We start from the raw sequence: 21,353 nt of genomic DNA, 5'->3' as shown, positions 1-21,353 counted from the left end.
CCTGTCATTTCCAGCCCATCGAGGGCCGGACATGGCGAATTAGTACTTTCTCCCGACGTGGAGCGCCACCACTCCGGCCGTCAGATTGAAGTATTCGACCTTCTCGAGCCCGGCTTGTTCCATCATGCGGACAAGTGAACCCTGGTCTGGATGCATTCTGATCGATTCCGCGAGATAGCGATAGCTAGGGGCATCCCCGGCCACACGCTCGCCCAGCCAGGGCAGGACCTTGAAAGAATAGACGTCGTAGGCCTTTTCCAGGGGTTTCCAGACCTTGGAAAACTCCAGGACCATGACCTTGCCGCCCGGTTTCAGCACGCGGCGCATCTCGGCCAGCGCCGCATCCTTGTGGGTCATGTTGCGCAGGCCGAACGCCACCGTAACCAGGTCGAAGTAGTTGTCCGGGAAAGGAATTCTCTCCGCGTCGCAAAGCGCCACCGGGGTGGCGACGCCCTTGTCCAGCAGGCGGTCGCGTCCTACCCGCAACATGGATTCGTTGATGTCGGTCAGCCAGACCTCGCCCGTCGGACCGGCCTGCTTCGCGAACGCCTTGGCCAGGTCGCCCGTGCCGCCGGCGATATCCAGCACTTTCTGGCCCGGCCGCACATTGGCCTGGGCAATCGTGAACATCTTCCAGATCCGGTGCATGCCACCGGACATCAGGTCGTTCATCACATCGTATTTGCTCGCCACCGAATGGAAGACGCCCGCAACCTTGCCGGCCTTCTCCGCTTCGTCGACTTTCTCGAACCCGAAGTGGGTTTCGCTCATCTCTCGGACTCCAGATTCAGAAATCAGTGGTGATGGCCACAGGCGTGGCCGCCGGCGGCGATCATGGGCGTGTCGCGGTCCACGCCGGCGGCTTCCAGCCGCTTGAGGTAATCGGCCCAGAGCACGTCTTGCTGGTCGCCCAGGCGGTACAGCAGCTCCCACGAGTAAATGCCCGTGTCGTGGCCGTCGTCAAAGCGGATCAGGATCGCGTAGTTGCCCACGGGTTCCACGGCCGCGATGCCGACGTCGCGCTTGCCGGTCTGCAGCGTTTCCTGGCCCGGGCCGTGGCCCTGAACCTCGGCGGAAGGCGAAAACACGCGCAGCAACTCGAACGGCAGGCGCCACGTGCGGCCGTTGTCGAAGCCGATTTCCAGCACGCGAGACTGCGTGTGGACGGTCAGCGCGGTGGGGTGAGGGGTATCTTTTTCCAGGCCAGCCATGATGGTGGGGACGGCACCGCGCCGTGGCCCCACCCGCAATGCGAGTCAGGCCGCGACGGCGCCGTCACGCGTCTTGTACGACCCGATAGCTTACTCCACCGCCCCCGCCTTGCCCATCCCGAGGCCCGGCGCCGCTTTCGTCACGACCGCCGCCATCGACGGGGAGGTAGCGCAGGCGTCGGTCGTGGAACGCGGCGACGGTGCTGCGGTGGGCGATGCTGATGATCGCCGCCGCGGGCAAGGTGTCGACCACCAGCTTGTACATGGCGCCTTCGGTCTCCTCATCCAGCGCGCTGGTGGCCTCGTCCAGGAACAGGTAGTCGGGCTTCTGCAGCAATGCGCGGGCGAAGGCCAGCCGCTGCTGCTCGCCGGGCGACAGCCGCAGCGACCAGTTGTCGAAGACGTCGAGCTGCTTCGTGAGCATGCCCAGCCGGGCCTGGCGCAGCACATGCTCCAGGGTCTCGCACGAGTGGGCGTTGCCGGCGTCCGGGTAGGAAAGCGCGTCGGCCAGCGTCCCAATCGGCAGATAGCTGCGCTGCGGCAGGAACATCAGGCGTTTCTCCGGCACGGTGATGCGGCCGCTGCCGTACGGCCAGATCCCCGCCAGTGCGCGGAACAGCACGCTCTTGCCGCAGCCGGACGGTCCGTTGACAAGCCAGCGTTCGCCGGGCGCGATCGAGAGCGAAAACGGCGCGACCAGCGGCCGCTGCCCCGGGTGACGCTCCGTATCGACCCCGCCATCGTCCTGGCTGGTCCCGCCGCGCACCGGCAGCGCCAATTCCAGGCCGGCAATGGTGATGCCGTTCAGCGCGCGGTCCACGCCATCGGCCTGCACCACCTCGATATCGCCCGGGCCTTCGTGCGCCAGGTCCTGGCGCTCGGCCACGCGCATGGCTTCCTGGAAATCGATCAGACGGTTGGCGGCGGCCTTCCAGCCCACCAGCGTGGCGTAGCTGTCCACGAACCAGGACAAGGCGCCCTGCACCTGGCCGAACGCCGAGTTGATTTGCATGAGGCCGCCCAGCGTGAGCTTGCCCGAGAAGTAGCGCGGCGCGGCCACCAGCAGCGGGAAGATGATCGCGAACTGCCCGTAGCCGGAATTCACGAAGGTAAGACGCCGCGTATAGCGCATCAGCTGGTTCCAGTTGGCCCGGATCCGTTCGAATCGCGCGCGCAGCCCGGCCTGCTCGGTCGGCTCGCCGCGATACAGCGCCACGGGCTCGCTGTTCTCGCGCAAGCGCACGAGCATGAAACGGAAATTTGCTTCGTATTGCTCCTGCTGGAACGACAGGCCGATCAGCGGGCGGCCCACGAAGTGGGCAATCAGCGAGCCCACCACGGCGTACCCCACCGCGAACCAGACCATATAGCCCGGAATCGTCAGGTCGGTGCCGCCCAGCGCAAAGCTGATCGGGCCGGAGACGACCCAGAGAATGCCGATGAACGACACCAGCGTCACCACGGAGTTGAGCAACCCCATCGACAGCGTCAGCGCGCCGTCGGTGAACTGGCGCAGGTCGTCGGCCAGCCGCTGGTCGGGGTTATCCGTGGTGTGGGTCTGTTCGATCCGGTAGTAGGCCTGGTGCCCGAGCCAGCGCTGCATGAAGGTGCCGGTCATCCACGTCCGCCAGCGCATCTGCAGCATCATCTGGTAGTACTGGCGCGAGATCGCCAGCACGATGAAGCAGGCCGCGATCCACGAAAACCGCAGCAGCAGCGCCTTGAACGAGACGAAGTCGCGCTGCTCCAGCGCGTTGTAGAACACGCGGTTCCACTCGGTCAGCAGCACGTTGATGTAGACGATACCCAGGTTCAGGGCGATCACCAGGAACAGCAGCCCGAGCCCGGCCTTGCGGTCCTCGGACTTCCAATAGGGCTTGATCAGCGCCCAGGTGGCACCCAGGCGCAGCCGGCTCTGGATCTTGAGGGCCTCGGCCGGAACGGCCGGACCCGGCACGGTGACGGAAGACGGTGTGGAAGACATGGCGCCAGCGGTTTGGCCCGCCACGCTTTTTTGGCCGGCGAGCCGTGTTGTTGTTCGACGGGTGTCAGACGCACCGCCGCATCGGCGGGTTCCGTATCAGACTGCAACCGCACATTACCCAAGGTCGCGTACGGGCGCTACGGGATTGCGATCAGCTGGAGGTTTCGAGCGCGGAAAGTGCCGTGCGCAGCGCCGGCAGCCGGCTGGCCAGCTCGCCGAGGCGCACCGGATCCTCCGCTCGCCGGGGCGCGGCCCAGATGGCTTCCGGGAAATGGGTGTCCCAGCGGTAGCGCGGAATGATGTGCCAGTGCAGGTGCGGCACCATGTTGCCGAACGCGGCCAGGTTGACCTTGTCCGGGTCCATGACCTCGCGCACCAGGCGCTCGACCCGCGCAACCAGGCGCATCAGCCAGGCCTGGTCGGCATCGTCGAGGTCGGTCAGCTCGGCCAAATGGTCGTTCCAGACCACGCGGCAGAAACCGGGAAAGCGGTCATGCTCGACCAGGATCACGCGGGCGCGATCCCCCATCCAGACGAGTTCGCCGCCGTCGGTTTCGCACAGTGGGCAATTCGGCTCGCGGGTCATGGCGATCGCAATCAGACCAGCACCCGCTCGATGCCGCCCGCGTTGGCCTTGGCCACGTACTCGGGCAGCCAGTCTTCACCCAACAGGTGCTTGGCGATCTCGATCACGATGTAGTCCGCCGTCACCGATGCGTCCTCGTTGTAGCGCGACAGGCCCTGCAGGCACGACGGACAGCTGGTCAGGATCTTCACGTCGCCGTCGAAGCCATCGGTCCGCAGCTTGTCCGCACCCTTCTTCATTTCCTCTTCCTTGCGGAAGCGGACCTGCGTGGAGATGTCCGGGCGCGACACGGCCAGCGTGCCGGATTCCCCGCAGCAACGCTCGCTCTTCTCGATCTTGCCCAAGCCGGTGTTGCCGCCCATCAGGTCGTTGACCAGCCTGGTCGGGTCCATCGTCTTGATCGGGGTGTGGCAGGGGTCGTGGTACATGTACCGCGTACCGGTCACGCCCTCGAGCTTTACACCCTTTTCCAGCAGGTATTCGTGGATGTCGATAATGCGGCAGCCCGGGAAGATCTTGTCGAATTCATACCCGGCCAGCTGGTCGTAGCAGGTGCCACAGCTCACCACCACCGTCTTGATGTCGAGATAGTTCAGCGTATTCGCCACGCGGTGGAACAGCACGCGGTTGTCGCTGACCATCTTCTCGGCCTTGTCGTACTGGCCGTTGCCGCGTTGCGGATAACCGCAGCACAGGTAGCCCGGCGGCAGCACGGTCTGCACGCCCACGTGCCACAGCATGGCCTGCGTGGCCAGACCCACTTGCGAGAAAAGGCGCTCGGAGCCGCAGCCCGGGAAGTAGAAGACCGCTTCGCTCTCGGCGGTGGTCGCCTTCGGGTCGCGGATGATCGGGACGATCTCGTTGTCCTCGATATCCAGCAGCGCGCGCGCCGTCTTCTTGGGCAGGTTGCCCGGCATCTTCTTGTTGATGAAGTGGATCACCTGCTCCTGCACGGGCGGCTTGCCGACCGTGGCGGGCGGGTGCTGCGTCTGCTTCTTCGCAAACTTCTTTAGCACTTCGTTGCCCAGGCGCTGCACCTTGTAGCCCCAGCCGATCATGGCCGTGCGGGTCATGTTGATCGTCTGCGGGTTAGTCGCGTTCAGGAAGAACATCGACGCCGCGGTACCCGGGTTGAACTTCTTCTGGCCCATCTTGCGCAGCAGGTTGCGCATGTTCATGGACACGTCGCCAAAGTCGATTTTCACCGGGCATGGCGTCACGCACTTGTGGCAAACCGTGCAGTGGTCGGCCACATCCGAGAATTCATCCCAATGCTTGATGGACACGCCGCGGCGCGTCTGCTCCTCGTACAGGAACGCCTCCACCAGCAGCGAGGTCGCCAGGATCTTGTTGCGCGGGCTGTAGAGCAGGTTGGCGCGCGGCACGTGCGTGGCGCAAACGGGCTTGCACTTGCCGCAGCGCAGGCAGTCCTTGACGCTGTCCGCGATGGCGCCGATGTCGCTCTGCTGCATGATGATGGACTCGTGCCCCATCAGCCCGAACGACGGCGTGTACGCATTGCGCAGGTCCGCGCCCGGCAGCAGCTTGCCCTTGTTGAAGCGCCCCTGCGGGTCCACGCGCTGCTTGTACGCGCGGAAATCGCCGATCTCTTCCTCGGTCAGGAATTCCAGCTTGGTGATGCCGATGCCGTGCTCGCCGGAGATCACGCCGTCCAGCGACCGGGCCAGCGCCATGATGCGGGCCACCGCGCGGTGGGCGTCCTGCAGCATGTCGTAGTCGTCCGAGTTCACCGGGATGTTGGTGTGCACGTTGCCGTCGCCGGCGTGCATGTGCAGCGCCACGAAGACGCGGCCGCGCAGCACCTGCTTGTGGATCTTCTGCGCCTCGTCCAGGATCGGCTTGAACTCCCCGCCGTTGAAGATCTTGCGCAGTTCGGCCCGGATCTCGCTCTTCCAGCTCACGCGGATCGTGCGGTCCTGCAGCAAATGGAACACGCTGGCATCGGGCTGCTGTTGCAGGCGTTGCTCGAATGCCGGACCCAGCAGGCCCAGGCCGTGCCCGATCAGCGCGGCGCGGGCGGTGGCCAGCGGCGTGTCCAGGTGGTCCTGCAGGTAACGCCAGCGCGCGCGGATTTCGCGCAGCAGCGTCAGCGCATGCTGTACGCGGTCCTCGAGCAGCTCGGCGCTGGGGATTTCGTTGGCGTCGTCGCTACGGCCCAGCGGCAGGTTGCCGCGCGCGAAGAAGGCCTCCAGCTCGTCCGTCAGCTTGAGCTTGTTCTTGGTCGACAGCTCGATGTTGATGCGCTCGATGCCGTCCGTGTACTCGCCCATGCGGGGCAGCGGAATCACCACGTCCTCGTTGATCTTGAAGGCGTTGGTGTGGCGGGCGATCGCGGCCGTGCGCGAGCGGTCCAGCCAGAATTTCTTGCGGGCCTCCGGGCTCACGGCGACAAAGCCTTCGCCGCTCTTGCCGTTGGCCATGCGGATCACTTCCGAGGTGGCGCGCGCCACGGCGTCTTCGTCGTCGCCAACGATATCGCCGATCAGCACCATCTTCGGGAAGGCATTGCGCTTGCTCTTGGTGGCGTACCCCACGGCGCGCAGGTAGCGCTCGTCCAGGTGCTCCAGGCCGGCCAGGATCGCCCCGCCCTCGCGCTTGGACTCCCCGTCCAGGTAATCCTTGATCTCGACGATGCTCGGAATGGCGTCGCGCGGCTGGCCGAAGAACTCCAGGCAGACCGTGCGGACATGCTTCGGCATGCGGTGCAGGATCCAGCGCGCGCTGGTGATGATGCCGTCGCAGCCTTCCTTCTGCACACCGGGCAGGCCAGCCAGGAACTTGTCCGTGACGTCCTTGCCCAGGCCTTCCTTGCGGAACTTGCGCCCTTCGATGACCAGCGTCTCGGTGCGCAATACCTTCTCGCCCGGATCGCGGTTGCCGTCCGACCACTTCAGTTCGAACGTGGCCACCGGCACATCATGGATCTTGCCCAGGTTGTGGTCCATGCGCGTGATCTCGAGCCAGTTGCCCTCGGGATCCACCATGCGCCACCAGGCCAGGTTGTCCAGCGCGGTCCCCCACAGCACGGCCTTCTTGCCGCCTGCGTTCATGGCAACGTTGCCGCCGATGCAGGACGCGTCGATCGACGTCGGGTCCACGGCAAAGACCAGCCCGGCACGGTCGGCGGCGTCGGCCACGCGGCGCGTCACCACGCCGGCGCCGGAGAAGATCGTGGCCACCTTGCGCGACACGCCCGGCAGATCGGTCTCTTCGACCGGGCCCAGCTGTTCCAGCTTCTCGGTATTGATGACGGCCGAGAACGGCGTCAGCGGCACCGCGCCACCGGTGTAGCCGGTGCCGCCCCCACGCGGGATGATGGTCAGGCCCAGCTCGAAGCAGCCCTTGACCATCCCGGCGATCTCTTCCTCGGTGTCCGGCGTCAGCACGACGAACGGATATTCCACACGCCAGTCGGTGGCGTCGGTCACGTGCGAGACGCGCGACAGGCCGTCGAACTTGATGTTGTCCTTCTGCGTGACGCGGCCCAGCACGCGCTGCGTGCGCTTGCGCAGGTCGTAGGCGTCGGCGAATTCCTGCTTGAACGACTCGATCGCCTGCTTGGCGAAGGCGACCAGCTGCTCCACGCGATGCGAGCGGTCTTCCGCGGCGGGCTCGGCGTGCTCGGCACGGTCGGCGGCGCGGCGCTTTTCGATTTCGTTCAGGCGATGGTGCAGCGCGGTCACCAGCATCTGGCGGCGCTTGGGATTTTCCAGCAGGTCGTCCTGCAGGTACGGGTTGCGGCGGACCACCCAGATATCGCCCAGCACCTCGTAGAGCATGCGGGCCGAACGGCCGGTACGGCGTTCGCTGCGCAGTTCGTCCAGGATGCGCCAGGCTTCCTCGCCCAGCAGGCGGATGACGATCTCGCGATCCGAAAATGACGTGTAGTTATAAGGGATCTCGCGCAGGCGCGGCGGGGCGTCCTGAGCGGCGAGCTTGGCATCGAGCACGAGTGGGGCGTTCATGGCGGGACCGCTTCCTGCTGCGCACGGGGACGGTGCGCGATTATCGTCATTAAAGGGCGATTGTACTGCAACGCCCCGATTCGCCGCACCGCAACATGGCCTTAACCCCAGACTTCCGCGGGGTTCGCCGGTGTTGCCTGCGCCTTTGCGCTCAGAACCACCCTCGGATGAGCTGGCCCACGCCGTGCCAAAAGCTGTCCGGAATCCACATCAGGCTCCCGGTCATGGCCAGATAGCGCAGGAATTTGCCGATGGCCATATAGCCAAGGCTGGGCCAGAACGACAATCTCAGCCACCCCGCAAGAGTGCACAATGGATCACCTATGGCTGGCAGCCACGACAGCAGCAACGTCGGCGGCCCGAGGCGCCGCATCCACCGGAAGTATCTGGCGTCCAGCTTCGGCTTGCGCGGATGGCGCGGGTGACCCCGGTGTTCGGCATGCTCCTGCTCGTGCTGCAGATGCTGGCGCCGCTGACGATAGCGCACCAGCGCCAGCTTGGCCGCGTAGCCCAGCCACCAGTCAATGGCGCCGCCCAGCGTATTGCCCAGCGTGGCCACCAGGATCGCCGGCCAGAACATCTCCGGATTGAGCTTGATATAGCCGAACACGGCCGGCTCGGACCCCAGCGGCAGCAGCGTGGCGGAAATCAGGCTGACCAGGAAGATGGCGGGCAGGCCCACTTTCGGCAAGGCAACCGTTCCAAACAGCCAGTCGATGAAGGCTTCCATTGTCGAGGGTCGAGGGAAAAGCGGCGTTTGGCGGCGTCTGTGCGGCAGCCCCGCCCTGCTGGGGGAACCCGCATGGCAGCACCGGTGGATTTGTGATTAACTGTTAGAGCCTGTTGCGGTCAATCGTTCAAGACCTCATCGCAAACCGGGCAAACCCGGCAGCACCAATATCACGAAATAGCCGTCTCAACCAAGCGGCAGTACCGCGTCGTGGCCCGTCCCGCGCTGTTCGGGATTGGCGGAGCTGGCCATGCGCGTCCACCCACATGGAGACAAGCATGGCGATTCCGATCCGCCTGACGGTCAATGGCAAGCCCGTTGACGCTCAGGTCGAACCTCACACCCTTCTGGTCCAGTTCCTGCGCGAGCAGCTTCACCTGACCGGCACGCACGTGGGCTGCGACACCGCGCAATGCGGGGCCTGCACCGTCCACCTGGACGGCCGCGCGGTCAAGTCCTGCAACATGCTGGCGGTCCAGGCGGACGGCGCCAGCGTGACCACGATCGAGGGCCTGGCCCCCAACGGCCAGCTCCACCCGATGCAGGAAGCGTTCCGCGAATGCCATGGCCTGCAATGCGGCTTCTGCACGCCCGGCATGGTGATGGCTGCCACCGCGCTGCTCAAGGAACGTCCGAACGCCGACGCCCAGGCCATCCGCGACCAGCTGGAAGGCAACCTGTGCCGCTGCACGGGCTATCACAACATCGTCCGCGCGGTGCAGCAAGGCCAGTCGGGCATGCGCAGCGGCCAGGCGGCCGCCAGCGCCGAATAAGGGGGATGTCATGAACGCACCCGACAATCACCCGCTCATCGGCAGCCCGGTCAAGCGCAAGGAGGACTACCGCTTCCTGACCGGCAATGGCCAGTACACGGACGACGTGACCCTGCCGCGCCAGAGCTATGGCTATTTCGTTCGATCCCCGCACGCCCACGCGCGTATCCGGTCGGTCAACACCTCCGAGGCGCTGGCCGCCCCGGGCGTGATCGCCGTACTGACCGGCGCGGACATGGCAGGCGACAAGGTCGGCGGCCTGCCCTGCGGCTGGCTGATCCACAGCATCGACGGCACGCCGATGAAGGAGCCGCCGCATCCCGCGCTGGCGCACGACAAGGTCCGCCACGTCGGCGACCAGGTCGCGCTGGTGATCGCCGAATCGCTGCAACAGGCGCGCGACGCCGCCGAGCGCGTCGACGTCGAGTACGAAGAGCTCCCCGCAGTGGTCGGCGCGGGCACCGCCGCGGCGTCCTCCACGCTGGTCCACGACGATGTGGCCGCCAACACGTGCTACACGTGGGGCCACGGCGACAAGGCCGCCACCGATGCCGCGTTTGCAAAGGCCGCGCACGTGACCACGCTGGAGATCGTCAACAACCGGCTGATCCCCAACGCGATCGAGCCGCGCGCGGTCAATGCCAGCTACACGCGCCAGGACGACAGCTACACGGTCTACGTGGCCAACCAGAACCCGCACGTCGAACGCCTGCTGATGGGCGCCTTCGTGCTGGGGCTGCCCGAGTCCCGGCTGCGCATCATCGCGCCGGACGTGGGCGGCGGCTTCGGCTCGAAGATCTTCCTCTATCCGGAGGACGTGGCGCTGACGTGGGCGTCGAAGAAGGTCGGCCGGCCGATCAAGTGGACCGCCGAACGCTCCGAGTCCTTCCTGACGGACGCGCACGGGCGCGACCACGTGACCCGCGCCGAGCTGGCGCTGGACGCAGACGGGAAGTTCCTGGCGATGCGCGTGCACACGGTGGCCAACATGGGCGCGTACCTGTCCACGTTCGCCAGCAGCGTGCCGACCATCCTCTACGCCACGCTGCTCGCCGGCCAGTACGCCACGCCGGCGATCTATGCCGAGGTGCAGGCCGTCTTCACCAACACCGCGCCGGTGGACGCCTACCGCGGTGCCGGCCGACCCGAGGCCACGTACGTCGTGGAGCGGCTGGTGGAATCCGCCGCGCGCGAGCTGAAGATGGATCCGGCCACGCTGCGCCGCAAGAACTTCATCCGCACCTTCCCATACGCCACGCCGGTCGGGCTGACCTATGACACCGGCGACTACGAGCCCTGCCTGGCGCGCGCCGAGGAACTGGCCGACGTGGCCGGCTTCCCCGCGCGGCGCGAGGCCGCGAAGCAGCGCGGCAAGCTGCGCGGGCTGGGCTACTCGTGCTACATCGAGGCATGCGGGCTGGCGCCGTCCAACATCGCGGGGGCGCTCGGCGCGCGTGCGGGCCTGTTCGAGGTCGGCGAGATTCGCGTGCATCCCACCGGCACGGTGACGGTGTTCACCGGATCCCACAGCCATGGCCAGGGGCACGAAACCACGTTCGCGCAAATCGTGGCGGACCGGCTCGGCATTGCGCTGGACGCCGTGGAGATCGTCCACGGCGACACCGGCCGCGTGCCATTCGGCATGGGCACGTACGGATCGCGTTCGCTGGCGGTGGGCGGGTCGGCCATCATGAAGGCGCTGGACAAGGTCGAGGCCAAGGCCAAGAAGATCGCCGCCCATTTGCTGGAAGCGTCCGACGCCGACATCGAGTTCAAGGACGGCGTGTTCCGCGTGGCCGGCACCGATCGCACCAAGACGTTCGGCGAGGTGGCGCTGACCGCCTACGTGCCGCACAACTACCCGCTCGACAAGCTGGAACCCGGCCTGAACGAAAACGCGTTCTACGATCCGACCAACTTCACCTACCCTTCGGGCGCCTACGTATGCGAGGTGGAGGTGGACCCGGACACGGGCGAATCGCACGTGGTGAAGTTCACCGCCGTGGACGACTTCGGCAACATCATCAATCCGATGATCGTCGAAGGCCAGGTGCATGGCGGCATCGGCCAGGGCCTCGGGCAGGCCATGCTGGAGCAGTGCGTGTATGACCCCGACAGCGGCCAGTTGCTGACCGGCTCGTACATGGACTACGCGATGCCACGCGCGGCCGACCTGCCGGACTTCACGGTGGAAACCGCCAAGGGCACCCCGTGCACGCACAATCCGCTCGGGGTAAAGGGCTGCGGAGAGGCTGGGGCGATCGGTTCGCCACCGGCGTTCATCAACGCGCTGGTCGATGCGTTGTCGCCGCTGGGGGTACGCGATGTGCAGATGCCCGCCACGCCGCACCGCGTGTGGCAGGCGATCCAGGCCGCGCAGTCCGGCCAGCCGGCTTGATCACGGAGGACCACAACCATGTACGCATTCCAGTTCGAACGCGCCACGGATGCCAAGGCCGCCGTGGCGAAGTTGCAGGCCGATGCCGACGCCAAGTTCCTGGCCGGCGGGCAAAGCCTGCTGGCCGCGATGAAGTTGCGGCTGGCGGCGCCGTCCACGCTGATCGACGTCTCGCGCATTCCCGGCATGGCCGACATCCGCGTGGAGGGCGACGACATCGTGATCGGCGCGGCCGCGCGCCATGCCGACGTGGCCGCCAATGCGGAAGTCATGCGCCGCATCCCCGCGCTGGCGGCCCTGGCCAATGGTATTGGCGACCGGCAGGTGCGCGCGATGGGGACGATCGGCGGCTCGCTGGCCAATGACGATCCCGCAGCCGACTATCCGGCCGCGGTGCTCGGCCTGAACGCCACGGTGGTGACCGATCGCCGCAGCATCGCCGCCGACAACTTCTTTGTGAGCCTGTATGAAACCGCGCTCGCCCCGGACGAGCTGATCACGGCCGTGCGCTTCCCCGCGCCGGACCAGGCCGCCTACGTCAAGTTCCGCAACCCGGCCTCGCGTTTTGCGCTGGTGGGCGTGCTGGTGGCGCGCACGGGCAAGACGGTGCGCGTGGCGGTGACCGGCGCGGCGGATAGCGTGTTCCGCGCGCCGGCACTGGAGCAGGCGCTCGTGGCCAGCTTCACGCCGGCGGCGGCACGCGCGGTGAAGATGGATCCATCGGGGCTCAATGCCGATCTGCATGCGTCAGCCGAATATCGCGCGCATCTGATTCCGGTACTGGCGGCGCGCGCGGTGGAGCAGGCGCTGAAAGGGTAGCCACCACGTCGACGGTCGTCGCCAGCGCCCGCGAGGCGAAGCGACGACCGCGCGACAACCCGGACGACAACCCGGGCAACCACCCCAACGCATCGCCCCGCGAGTCCTTGCTCCCCTTCCGCCTGCCCGCGTCCGCATGCGCAATGGGGCGAGCCCTGCGGTCCATTCACGCCTGTCGGCAAAGTGCTGTTCATCATGCTCCCCACCTCCATCGACCAGACCGTCTCGCTCCTGGAACGCCAGCAGTACTTCGCCGACCGCGAGACCGCCACAGTCCTCTACCTGGCGCTGCGCATGCAACGGCCGCTGTTCCTGGAAGGCGAGCCCGGCGTCGGCAAGACCGCGCTGGCGCAGGCGATGGCTGGCGCGCTGGGCACGCGCCTGTTGCGGCTGCAATGCTACGAGGGGCTCGACGCCGCCAGCGCGCTCTATGAATGGGATTACCCGCGCCAGATCATGGCGTTGCGGCTTGCCGAAGCGCGCGGCGAGCGGCCCGAGCAGCAATCGCTCTATCACGACGACTACCTGCTCAAGCGGCCCCTGCTGGAATCCCTGCTGCCCGACCCCGCCGCGCCTGACGTGCCGCGCGTGCTGCTGATCGACGAGATCGACCGCGCCGACGAGCCGTTCGAAGCCTTCCTGCTGGAAGTGCTGTCCGAATATCAGGTATCGATTCCGGAGATCGGCATGGTGCGCGCCGAGCGGCCGCCGCTGATCATCGTCACGTCCAACCGCACACGCGAGGTTCACGACGCGCTCAAGCGCCGTTGCCTGTATCAGTGGATGGGCTACCCCGGGCGCGACCGCGAACTGCAGATCGTTGCCGCCCGCGCGCCCGAGGCCGCCGTGGCGCTGCAGCACCAGGCCGTCGATTTCATCCACCGCTTGCGCGGCATCGACCTTTTCAAGGCGCCGGGCATCGCCGAGGCCATCGACTGGTGCCGCGCGTTGTCGGCGCTCGGCGTGACCGAACTCGATCCGCAATCGGTGCGGGACACGCTGGGGGTCCTGCTGAAATACCAGGACGACCTGGCCCGCGCCGACGGCCCGACCGTGGCCGAGCTGCTGGCGGGCACCGCCCCGGAGCCCTAGGCCGATGCCCCACGCCGCCCCCACCGTCCTGCAAGGCGCCGCACCCGCGCTGCCGATGCTGGCGCGCAACGTCACGCACTTCATGCGGCTGTTGCGCGATGCCGGCTTCGGGCTGTCGCCCGCGCATGCCGTCGATGCGCTCGACGCGCTGTGCCATGTCGACATCGGCGCGCGCGAGGAAGTCCGCGCCGCACTGGCCGCGCTGGTGCTGTCCGGCCCCGACCAGCGCCCGTTGTTCGACGCCGCCTTCGATCTGTTCTGGCGCGACCCCGACTGGGAAGGCAAGATGCGCGCGATGCTGTTGCCACGCGTCGATGCCGGCGCGCCGCCGCCGAAGCGCAGCAACCGGCTGGCCGATGCACTCGCCGCACGCAACCCTCCGGCCCCCTCCCGTGACCAGCCGGGCCGCGAGGAACGCTTCACCGCCCCGCTGACGTTCTCCGACCAGGAGCGGCTGGCGCAGCGCGATTTCGAAACCCTCACCGCCGACGAATGGCGTGCGCTGCAGCATATGGTCCGCACGCGCCGCACCCATCTTGCGCTGCAGCGCACGCGCCGGCTGCGGGCGGCCGCCTGCGGCACCCGTGCCGACCTGCGCGCCAGCGCGCGGCTGGCGGTCCGGCAACACGGTGAATGGCTGCGCTGGAAGTTCCGCAAGCATGCCGAGCGCAAGCCGCCCGTCGTCCTGCTGCTCGATATCTCGGGATCGATGAGCCAGTACTCGCGCGCCGTGCTGTATTTCTGCCATGCGCTGATGCAATCGCGCGAGCGCATGCACGTGTTTCTGTTCGGCACGCGGCTGACCAACGTGACGCGCGCGTTGCGCGAGCGCGACCCCGACGACGCCGTCAACCTGATCGCTGGCCAGGTGCGCGACTGGGCCGGCGGCACGCGCATCGGCGCCGCGCTGGCCACCTTCAACCGGCAGTGGGCGCGCCGCACGCTGGCCGGACGCGCCACGGTGCTGCTGGTCAGCGACGGCATCGACCTGGAACACATCGACCTGCTGGACGCGGAAATGGCTCGCCTGCGCCGCTTTGCGCACCGCATCATCTGGCTCAACCCGTTGTTGCGCTACGCGGAATTCTCGCCCCGCGCGCGCGGCATTCAGGCCATCCTGCCGCACGTGGACGCGCTGCGCCCCGCGCACAACCTGGACAGCCTGTTTGCGCTGGAATCCCTGCTGGCCGAAGATGTCCGCCAGCCCGTCACCCAAGGAATGCCGACATGGAAATGAACCAGACCCAGCGCCTGCCCGTGCCCCAGCAGGTCGCCTGGGAGGCACTGAACGACACGGCCCTGCTCAAGCAATGTATTCCGGGATGTGAGAGCATCGAGCCCGACGGCGAAAACGCCTACCTGCTGGCCCTCACCGCCGCGGTGGGGCCGGTCAAGGCGCGCTTCAAGGGCCGCATGGCGCTGCAGGACATCCAGGCGCCGGACAGCTACACCATCCAGTTCGATGGACAGGGCGGTGCGGCCGGATTCGGCAAGGGGACGGCACGCGTCACGCTGGCGCCGGAAGGCGACGAGACCGTGCTCACCTATGCGGTGCAGGCGCAGGTGGGCGGCAAGATCGCCCAGATCGGCTCGCGGCTGGTGGACGCCGCCGCGCGAAAGATGGCCGACGCCTTCTTCACCCGCTTTACCGAAGCAGTGGGCGGCGGCGCGACGGGCGATGACGACGCGAACGAAGCAGCCGGCGACGCGCAAGCGGCCGACGGCAACGAAGAACAGGGTAGCGAAACAAAGCGGAAACGATCATGGACAGCGTGGATCTCGAAGTCCTGAAGTGCAGCGTGCGATGGCAGCAGGAAGGTCACGCCGTATTGCTGGTGACGGTGGTCAGGACCTGGGGCTCTTCCCCCCGCCCCGAGGGCGCGATGCTGGCGGTACGCGATGACGGCCTCGTGGTGGGCTCGGTCTCCGGAGGCTGCATCGAGGACGACATCATTGACCGTGTGCGGCGCGAAGGCATCAAGGCCAACCGGCCGGAGGCCATCAAGTACGGCATCAGCGCAGAGGAAGCCCATCGCTTCGGCCTGCCGTGCGGTGGCACGATCGAACTGGTGGCGGAGCCGCTGTCGAAGGCCAGCGGCATCGCCGATCTGCTGGAGTTCGTCGAAAGCGGCCGGCTGGTGGCGCGCACGCTCGACATGGCCACCGGCGCGGCCACACTCGGCCATGCCGAGGCCACGGACGGCCTGGCGTTCGACGGCAAGACGCTGCTCACCATCCACGGGCCGCGCTACCGGATGCTGGTGATCGGGGCCGGGCAGTTGTCCAAGTACCTGTGCCAGATCGCCGTCGGCCTCGGCTTCCAGGTGACGGTCTGCGATCCGCGCGAGGAATACACGGAGACGTGGGATATCCCGGGCGTGACGATGGTGCGCACGATGCCGGACGACACCGTGATGGACATGAAGATGGACGAGCGTTGCGCCGTGATCGCGCTGACGCACGATCCCAAGCTCGACGACCTGGCGCTGATGGAGGCGCTGCGCACGCCGGCGTTCTACGTGGGTGCGCTGGGGTCGCGCCGCAACAACCAGGCGCGGCGCGAGCGGCTCAAGGAGTTCGACCTCACCGAGCTGGAGCTCGCGCGCCTGCACGGGCCGGTCGGCATCTATATCGGCAGCCGCACGCCGCCGGAGATCGCGATCTCGATCCTGGCCGAGGTGATCGCCGCCAAGAACCACGTCTCGCTGCCGGACATCCTGCAGGTGGAAGGCGCCAAGGCGGCGCGCGAGATTGCCGCGGGCGAAGCCAGTTGCCCGATTCCCCCCGCTCCTTCCGCGGGGGCGACGAGCCCCTCCGCGGCACACTCATGACCCGGCCCGCCCGCGCCCCGCTGACCACCACCGACCTGCCCACCGGGGTCCTTCTGGCGGCAGGATTTGGCCGGCGCTTCGACCCGGCCGGCCAGCGCAACAAGCTGCTGGAGACCTTGCCCGATGGCCGTACGGTAGCGTGGCGCAGCGCCCGCACGCTGGCCGCCGCGCTGCCGAACTCGATTGCCGTGGTGCGTCCGGGCAATCCGGCCCTGAACGAGGAATTGCGGCGCGGTGGCTGCCGCGTCATCGAAGCCCCGGATGCCGAAGCCGGCATGGGCATGGCGCTGCGCGCCGCGGTGGCGGCCAGCCCCGACGCGCGCGGCTGGGTGGTGGCCCTGGCGGACATGCCGTGGCTGCCGATGGAACTGGTGCGCGCCGTGGCGCTGACAATCACCACGCCCGACACCATTGCCGCGCCGTGGCGCAATGGCCAGCGCGGCCATCCGGTGGGATTCGGCGCCGCGTGGCGCGACGACCTGCTGCGGCTCGATGGCGACGAGGGCGCGCGCGCACTGCTGAAGTCGCAACCGGTCACACGCATCCTGACCGAGGACGACGGCGCGTTCCGGGACATCGACACGCCGGGGGATCTCCCGACGTAGGCCTTATCCCCCTTCCGCTTCCATCAGGGTGCGCAGGTACTCGCTGCTCCACCAGTGCACATCCTGATGACGGATGCCTTCGAGCAACTTCTGGTGCCGCGCACGGCGTTCCGCCAGCGGCATGTGCAACGCCTGCTGGATCGCCTGCGCGGTGGCGCGCGTGTCGTAGGGATTGACCAGCAGGGCTTCCTTCAGTTGTTCCGCCGCGCCCGCGAAGCGCGACAGCACCAGCACGCCCGGATCGTCCGGGTCCTGCGCGGCGATGTATTCCTTCGCCACCAGGTTCATCCCGTCGCGCAGCGGCGTCACCAGCGCCACGCTGCTGGCACGGCACAACCCCGGCAGCCGCCGCCGTGACGTGGAGCGGTGGATGTAGCGCACCGGCATCCAGTCCAGCTCGCCAAATTCCCCGTTGATCGCGCCCGTGATGCCTTCCATTTCGCGCCGCAGGTCCGCATAGGCATCCACGGACTCCCGCGATGGTGCGGCAATCTGGACCAGCGTGGCGCTGGAGCGATTCTCCGGATACTCCGTCAGCAGCGTGTGGAACGCCTTGAGCCGCTGCGGCAGCCCCTTCGAATAGTCGAGCCGGTCGATGCCGAGCAGCAGCCTCCGCCGTGCGTACTGGGCAAGCATCATCTCGTAGGTTTCCTGCGCCTCCTCGCCGCGCCCGAGTTCGGCGAATTCGTCCACGTCGATGCCGATCGGGAACGCCTGCGCGCGCACGGTGCGGTGAAACGCGCGGAAGCGGTATTCGCCCATCGGCTCGGCGCCGGCTTCGCCCTGCACGTAGCGCGAGAAGTGATCGAGATCGGCCTGGCTCTGGAAGCCCAGCAGGTCATATGCGAACAACGCGCGCATCAGCCACTCGTGCTGCGGGATCGCGGCCAGGATCAGTGGCGGCGGCAGCGGGATATGGAGGAAGAAGCCGATCCGCTGGCCGCAACCGATCGCGCGAAGGTCGGCCGCCAGCGGGATCAGGTGGTAGTCGTGGATCCAGATCACGTCATCGGGCTTCAGCAGCGGCGCCAGCTTGCGCGCGAACAACTGGTTCACGCGCCGGTAGGCGGTCAGGTTGCTGCCCACGTCGAAGTTAGCCAGGTCCAGCCGGTAGTGGAACACCGGCCAGAGCACGCCGTTGCTGTAGCCCAGGTAGTAGGTTTCATAGTCCTCGCGGCTCAGGTCCACCGTGGCCAGCGTCACGTTGCCGGCCTGCGACAGGTGCAGTTCGCCCTCGCCTGGCGTGCCGCCGTGGCTGGGTTCCACGGCCCGGCCGCTCCAGCCGAACCACAGGCCGCCGGTCTTGCTGAGCGCCCCGGCCAGCGCCACGGCCAGGCCGCCCGCCGCGTGGTTGCGTGGATCGGCGACCCGGTTGGATACCGCTACAAGTCTTCCCATAGATCGCTTTTTGTCGTTGCCAATCCCTTCTTCAGATCACGGATTCCCACGGCGCGGACAAGCGCATGGCACCGTTGATCAGGCCGACCATCGAATAGGTCTGGGGAAAATTGCCCCACATCTCTCCGGTGACCGGGTGGGTGTCTTCCGAGAGCAGCCCCAATGGATTGCGCGCGGCCAGCATGGCCTCGAAGATCTCGCGCGCCTCATCGCGACGGCCAATGCGCGCCAGCGCGTCGATGCGCCAGAACGTGCAGATGTTGAATGCCGTCTCCGGCTTGCCGAAGTCATCCGGTGCCTCGTAGCGGCGCATGTAAGGCCCGTCGCAGAGCGATTCCTCCAGCGCCTTGACCGTGGCGATGAAGCGCGGGTCCTTCGGATCGATGATATTGACCTCGGCCATCAACAGCACGCTGGCGTCGAGCTCCTTGCCGCCGAAGCTCTCCGCAAACGCCTGCCGCGACTCGGACCATGACTCTTCCAGGATGCGCTTCTTCATGCGGTCCGCGTGGTCGTGCCAGTACGCGGCGCGCGCAGGCTGCCCGAGCTTTTCACCGATCTTGGCCAGCCGGTCGCACGCCGCCCAGCTCATCAGCGCGGAGGACGTATGCACCCGCGCCCGCGTGCGCAACTCCCACATGCCGGCGTCCGGCGTGCCGAATACGCGCACGGCCTGTTCGCCCACGTCCTCGAGCCGGCGATACTCGGCGGGCCCGCCGCGATGCAGCAGCCGGTGGTCGTGGAAGGCCTGCGCGGCGCCGAGCACCACGTTGCCGTAGACATCGTGCTGGAAGTGTTCCTGCGCCTGGTTGCCAACGCGCACCGGGCCCATGCCGCGATAGCCGCACAGGTGGTCGAGCACGCTTTCCGGTAGCTCGCGCTCCAGGCCAATGCCATAGAGCGGCTGGATGTGCCCGTCCTGCGACTGCATGACCACGTTGGACAGCCAGCGCAGGTAGTCCTCCATCGTGCCGACCTCGGACAAGCTGTTCAGCGCGCGCACGACGAAGAACGCGTCACGCAGCCAGCAATAGCGGTAGTCCCAGTTGCGGCCGCTGCCGGGTGCCTCGGGGATGCTCGTAGTCATCGCCGCGACGATGGCCCCCGTCTCCTCGTACAGCGACAGCTTGAGGGTGATGGCGGCGCGGATCACCGCTTCCTGCCATTCGCGCGGCACCGCCAGGCGCCGGCTCCAGAGCCGCCAGTACGACGTGGTTTCCTGCTCGAAATCGCGGGCGATTTCTTCCACGCCGTGCGCCAGCGTCTCGTCCGGGCCGAGGATGAAGTTGTAGCCGCGCGTCACCAGGAACGGCGTGTTCGACAGCACGTACGCCAGCGGCGCGTCGGTGGTCATGCGCAGCGTCAGGCCATCGCCGATGTAGCGCACGTGGCTGCTTCCGCGCGTCATCTCCGGCTTGATGCGGCCCCAGTTGAAGCGCGGCGCCACGGTCACGCGCACGCGCGGCGCGCCACGGACCGGGCGAATGCGGCGCACCAGCGTCAGCGGGCGGAAATAGCGCCCAAGCCGGAAGAAGCGCGGACAGAAGTCGGTGATCTCGAGGCAGCTGCCGTGCTTGTCGATCAGGTGCGTGCGCAGGATGGCCGTGTTCGGCTCGTACCACTGCGTGGCTTCGTGGAAATCCTCGATCTCGATCGAGAAGTGGCCGCCGTTTTCGGTCGGGTCCAGCAGCTTGTTGAACACCGGGTCGGCGTCGAAGCGCGGCATGCAGCACCAGACGATGCGGCCGCGGCCGTCGACGAGCGCCGAGAACCCGCAATTGCCGATCATGCCGAGCGACAGCGAAGGCTCGGCGTAGCGGCTGGAACAATCGGAATCGGTATTGACCGCCGGCGTCTCCGGCGCGATGGACCCGTGCGTGGCCGGGCTGGCAGGGTTGGTCACAGCGAATTCTCCCTTAGCGTCGATGTGATGGGTTCTGCGCGTGGAGCCGCGCCTCGGCATCGGCGGCGGAGGGATCGGCGTCCCGGTTCGCCATGCGATGCGTCAGCGCGTGCGCGGAGCGGTGCAGCCAGCAGCGCAGCGCGGCGGGGCCGGTCACGCTGACCGTCGCGGCGCTGGCGCGCTGCCCGACCAGCACGCCGACGCCGCCCAGTTCGCGCACGACCGCAAAGCCGGCTTCGTCGGTGACGTCGTCACCGGCGAACAGCGGCATGCGGCCGGCAAACGTCGGCGAGCGCATGAACGATGCAATCGCATCGCCCTTGTCCACGCCGGCGGGCTTGATCTCGACAACCATCTTGCCGGGCAATCCTTCCAGGCCTACGGCATCGCGCAGCACGTCGGCCACGGCGGCGCGCACGAGCGGCTCCAGTTCCGGAACCTGGCGGTAGTGAATGGCCACGGCCACGGATTTGCGCTCGAGCTGGAGCCCCGGATGCCGTTGCACCAGGGCCTCCAGATGCGGCAGCAAGGGGCCGATGCCCGGCGCCGGCGGCGTGATGATCCGCTCGCCGCCATGACGGAATTCGGCACCGTGCACGCCGGCAGCGGGGAGTCGCAGGGGTTGCAGGAAGTAGTCGAGCTCGACCACGGGCCGGCCCGAGATGATGGCAAGCGCGCCGTTCAGGCAGGTATGCAGGGCACGCAGCGTGCCAACCAGTTCCGGCTCCACCTGCACCAGGTCGGGGCGCGGCGCGAGGTCGGCCAGCGTGCCGTCGAAGTCCAGAAACAGCGCGGTATTGGGTTCGATGAGAGGTAGCGAGGGCATCGCGGTACACCGTAGCACGTGACTTTGACCAGCGTCCACCGGGCGCTGTCCTACAGCGCCGCCCGCGATTTCCGCAGTCGCCAGTGGCTCTTGCGCCACGTCGCGGAGCGTATCGCGTGCCATCGCCAACGCACGGGGGACGCCCCCGCAACGCGTCGCGGATGGGCGCCATCCATTATCATTGGCGGTTTCCGCCGATTTTTCCGGCTTT

General features: G+C 67.3%; 17 protein-coding genes. 8 read left to right on the top strand and 9 right to left on the bottom strand.

Annotated features, from left to right (window positions below; genetic code table 11):
- Positions 1-39: 39 nt before the first annotated feature.
- From ubiE to BLR29_RS07515, 6 genes are all read right to left on the bottom strand, one after another.
- Complete coding sequence (gene ubiE, locus BLR29_RS07540) at positions 40-771, bottom strand: bifunctional demethylmenaquinone methyltransferase/2-methoxy-6-polyprenyl-1,4-benzoquinol methylase UbiE (protein WP_092135887.1); 732 nt, start codon at positions 769-771, stop codon at positions 40-42.
- 23 nt (positions 772-794) lie between these two features.
- Entirely contained in the window at positions 795-1,211 is a 417-nt protein-coding gene (locus BLR29_RS07535) for a gamma-butyrobetaine hydroxylase family protein (RefSeq protein WP_092135886.1), read from the bottom strand.
- A gap of 64 nt (positions 1,212-1,275) precedes the next feature.
- Positions 1,276-3,195 (bottom strand): ABC transporter ATP-binding protein/permease, encoded by a 1,920-nt coding sequence (locus BLR29_RS07530; protein ID WP_092135884.1) that lies wholly within the window; start codon positions 3,193-3,195, stop codon positions 1,276-1,278.
- 151 nt (positions 3,196-3,346) lie between these two features.
- The gene (locus tag BLR29_RS07525; RefSeq protein ID WP_092135883.1) at positions 3,347-3,781 is read right to left on the bottom strand and encodes an HIT family protein; all 435 of its coding nucleotides are present in this window, start codon (positions 3,779-3,781) and stop codon (positions 3,347-3,349) included.
- 11 nt (positions 3,782-3,792) lie between these two features.
- On the bottom strand, positions 3,793-7,767 hold the full coding sequence (locus BLR29_RS07520; RefSeq protein WP_092135881.1) for a DUF3683 domain-containing protein: 3,975 nt from the start codon (positions 7,765-7,767) through the stop codon (positions 3,793-3,795).
- Positions 7,768-7,918: 151 nt separating this feature from the next.
- Positions 7,919-8,497: a YqaA family protein gene (locus BLR29_RS07515; protein WP_092135879.1), complete on the bottom strand. Its 579-nt coding sequence runs from the start codon at positions 8,495-8,497 to the stop codon at positions 7,919-7,921.
- A 278-nt stretch (positions 8,498-8,775) separates the two neighbouring features.
- On the opposite strand from BLR29_RS07515, the gene BLR29_RS07510 reads away from it, so the two are divergent.
- The 8 genes from BLR29_RS07510 to BLR29_RS07475 all read left to right on the top strand — a co-directional run bounded on the left by BLR29_RS07510 (position 8,776) and on the right by BLR29_RS07475 (position 17,015).
- A complete protein-coding gene (locus BLR29_RS07510) occupies positions 8,776-9,270 on the top strand; it encodes a (2Fe-2S)-binding protein (RefSeq protein ID WP_092135878.1) in 495 nt (164 codons plus the stop codon).
- A 10-nt stretch (positions 9,271-9,280) separates the two neighbouring features.
- Complete coding sequence (locus tag BLR29_RS07505) at positions 9,281-11,668, top strand: xanthine dehydrogenase family protein molybdopterin-binding subunit (RefSeq protein ID WP_092135876.1); 2,388 nt, start codon at positions 9,281-9,283, stop codon at positions 11,666-11,668.
- 18 nt (positions 11,669-11,686) lie between these two features.
- A complete protein-coding gene (locus BLR29_RS07500; RefSeq protein WP_092135875.1) occupies positions 11,687-12,487 on the top strand; it encodes an FAD binding domain-containing protein in 801 nt (266 codons plus the stop codon).
- Positions 12,488-12,682: 195 nt separating this feature from the next.
- The gene (locus BLR29_RS07495; protein ID WP_092136655.1) at positions 12,683-13,579 is read left to right on the top strand and encodes an AAA family ATPase; all 897 of its coding nucleotides are present in this window, start codon (positions 12,683-12,685) and stop codon (positions 13,577-13,579) included.
- A gap of 4 nt (positions 13,580-13,583) precedes the next feature.
- Positions 13,584-14,816, top strand: a complete 1,233-nt coding sequence (locus BLR29_RS07490; protein WP_092135873.1) for a vWA domain-containing protein — start codon at positions 13,584-13,586, stop codon at positions 14,814-14,816.
- Positions 14,807-15,370, top strand: coding sequence for a CoxG family protein (locus BLR29_RS07485; protein ID WP_092135871.1), 564 nt, complete (start codon positions 14,807-14,809; stop codon positions 15,368-15,370). Before BLR29_RS07490 ends, BLR29_RS07485 begins: the two co-directional genes overlap by 10 nt.
- Positions 15,343-16,410, top strand: coding sequence for an XdhC family protein (locus BLR29_RS07480; protein WP_092135870.1), 1,068 nt, complete (start codon positions 15,343-15,345; stop codon positions 16,408-16,410). Before BLR29_RS07485 ends, BLR29_RS07480 begins: the two co-directional genes overlap by 28 nt.
- On the top strand, positions 16,407-17,015 hold the full coding sequence (locus tag BLR29_RS07475) for a nucleotidyltransferase family protein (RefSeq protein WP_092135868.1): 609 nt from the start codon (positions 16,407-16,409) through the stop codon (positions 17,013-17,015). Before BLR29_RS07480 ends, BLR29_RS07475 begins: the two co-directional genes overlap by 4 nt.
- A 3-nt stretch (positions 17,016-17,018) precedes the next feature.
- On the opposite strand, the gene BLR29_RS07470 is transcribed toward BLR29_RS07475, so the two are convergent.
- From BLR29_RS07470 to otsB, 3 genes are read right to left on the bottom strand one after another with little or no spacing between them, the layout of a single operon-like run.
- Complete coding sequence (locus BLR29_RS07470; RefSeq protein ID WP_092135866.1) at positions 17,019-18,413, bottom strand: alpha,alpha-trehalose-phosphate synthase (UDP-forming); 1,395 nt, start codon at positions 18,411-18,413, stop codon at positions 17,019-17,021.
- Between the two features lie 31 nt (positions 18,414-18,444).
- On the bottom strand, positions 18,445-20,316 hold the full coding sequence (locus tag BLR29_RS07465; protein WP_092135865.1) for a glycoside hydrolase family 15 protein: 1,872 nt from the start codon (positions 20,314-20,316) through the stop codon (positions 18,445-18,447).
- A 13-nt stretch (positions 20,317-20,329) separates the two neighbouring features.
- Positions 20,330-21,142: a trehalose-phosphatase gene (gene otsB, locus BLR29_RS07460; RefSeq protein ID WP_092135863.1), complete on the bottom strand. Its 813-nt coding sequence runs from the start codon at positions 21,140-21,142 to the stop codon at positions 20,330-20,332.
- Positions 21,143-21,353 lie beyond the last annotated feature (211 nt).

The sequence above is a fragment of the Cupriavidus sp. YR651 genome (assembly GCF_900101625.1).
In the GTDB taxonomy this organism is placed as follows: domain Bacteria; phylum Pseudomonadota; class Gammaproteobacteria; order Burkholderiales; family Burkholderiaceae; genus Cupriavidus.
Note: the sequence above shows the minus strand (reverse complement) of the source record. Positions and strands in the feature narration are given on the sequence as shown.

Coding starts and splice junctions, on each gene's coding strand:
- ubiE (WP_092135887.1), bottom strand. CDS start 771: ATGAGCGAAACCCACTTCGGGTTCGAGAAAGTCGACGAAGCGGAGAAG.
- BLR29_RS07535 (WP_092135886.1), bottom strand. CDS start 1,211: ATGGCTGGCCTGGAAAAAGATACCCCTCACCCCACCGCGCTGACCGTC.
- BLR29_RS07530 (WP_092135884.1), bottom strand. CDS start 3,195: ATGTCTTCCACACCGTCTTCCGTCACCGTGCCGGGTCCGGCCGTTCCG.
- BLR29_RS07525 (WP_092135883.1), bottom strand. CDS start 3,781: ATGACCCGCGAGCCGAATTGCCCACTGTGCGAAACCGACGGCGGCGAA.
- BLR29_RS07520 (WP_092135881.1), bottom strand. CDS start 7,767: ATGAACGCCCCACTCGTGCTCGATGCCAAGCTCGCCGCTCAGGACGCC.
- BLR29_RS07515 (WP_092135879.1), bottom strand. CDS start 8,497: ATGGAAGCCTTCATCGACTGGCTGTTTGGAACGGTTGCCTTGCCGAAA.
- BLR29_RS07510 (WP_092135878.1), top strand. CDS start 8,776: ATGGCGATTCCGATCCGCCTGACGGTCAATGGCAAGCCCGTTGACGCT.
- BLR29_RS07505 (WP_092135876.1), top strand. CDS start 9,281: ATGAACGCACCCGACAATCACCCGCTCATCGGCAGCCCGGTCAAGCGC.
- BLR29_RS07500 (WP_092135875.1), top strand. CDS start 11,687: ATGTACGCATTCCAGTTCGAACGCGCCACGGATGCCAAGGCCGCCGTG.
- BLR29_RS07495 (WP_092136655.1), top strand. CDS start 12,683: ATGCTCCCCACCTCCATCGACCAGACCGTCTCGCTCCTGGAACGCCAG.
- BLR29_RS07490 (WP_092135873.1), top strand. CDS start 13,584: ATGCCCCACGCCGCCCCCACCGTCCTGCAAGGCGCCGCACCCGCGCTG.
- BLR29_RS07485 (WP_092135871.1), top strand. CDS start 14,807: ATGGAAATGAACCAGACCCAGCGCCTGCCCGTGCCCCAGCAGGTCGCC.
- BLR29_RS07480 (WP_092135870.1), top strand. CDS start 15,343: ATGGACAGCGTGGATCTCGAAGTCCTGAAGTGCAGCGTGCGATGGCAG.
- BLR29_RS07475 (WP_092135868.1), top strand. CDS start 16,407: ATGACCCGGCCCGCCCGCGCCCCGCTGACCACCACCGACCTGCCCACC.
- BLR29_RS07470 (WP_092135866.1), bottom strand. CDS start 18,413: ATGGGAAGACTTGTAGCGGTATCCAACCGGGTCGCCGATCCACGCAAC.
- otsB (WP_092135863.1), bottom strand. CDS start 21,142: ATGCCCTCGCTACCTCTCATCGAACCCAATACCGCGCTGTTTCTGGAC.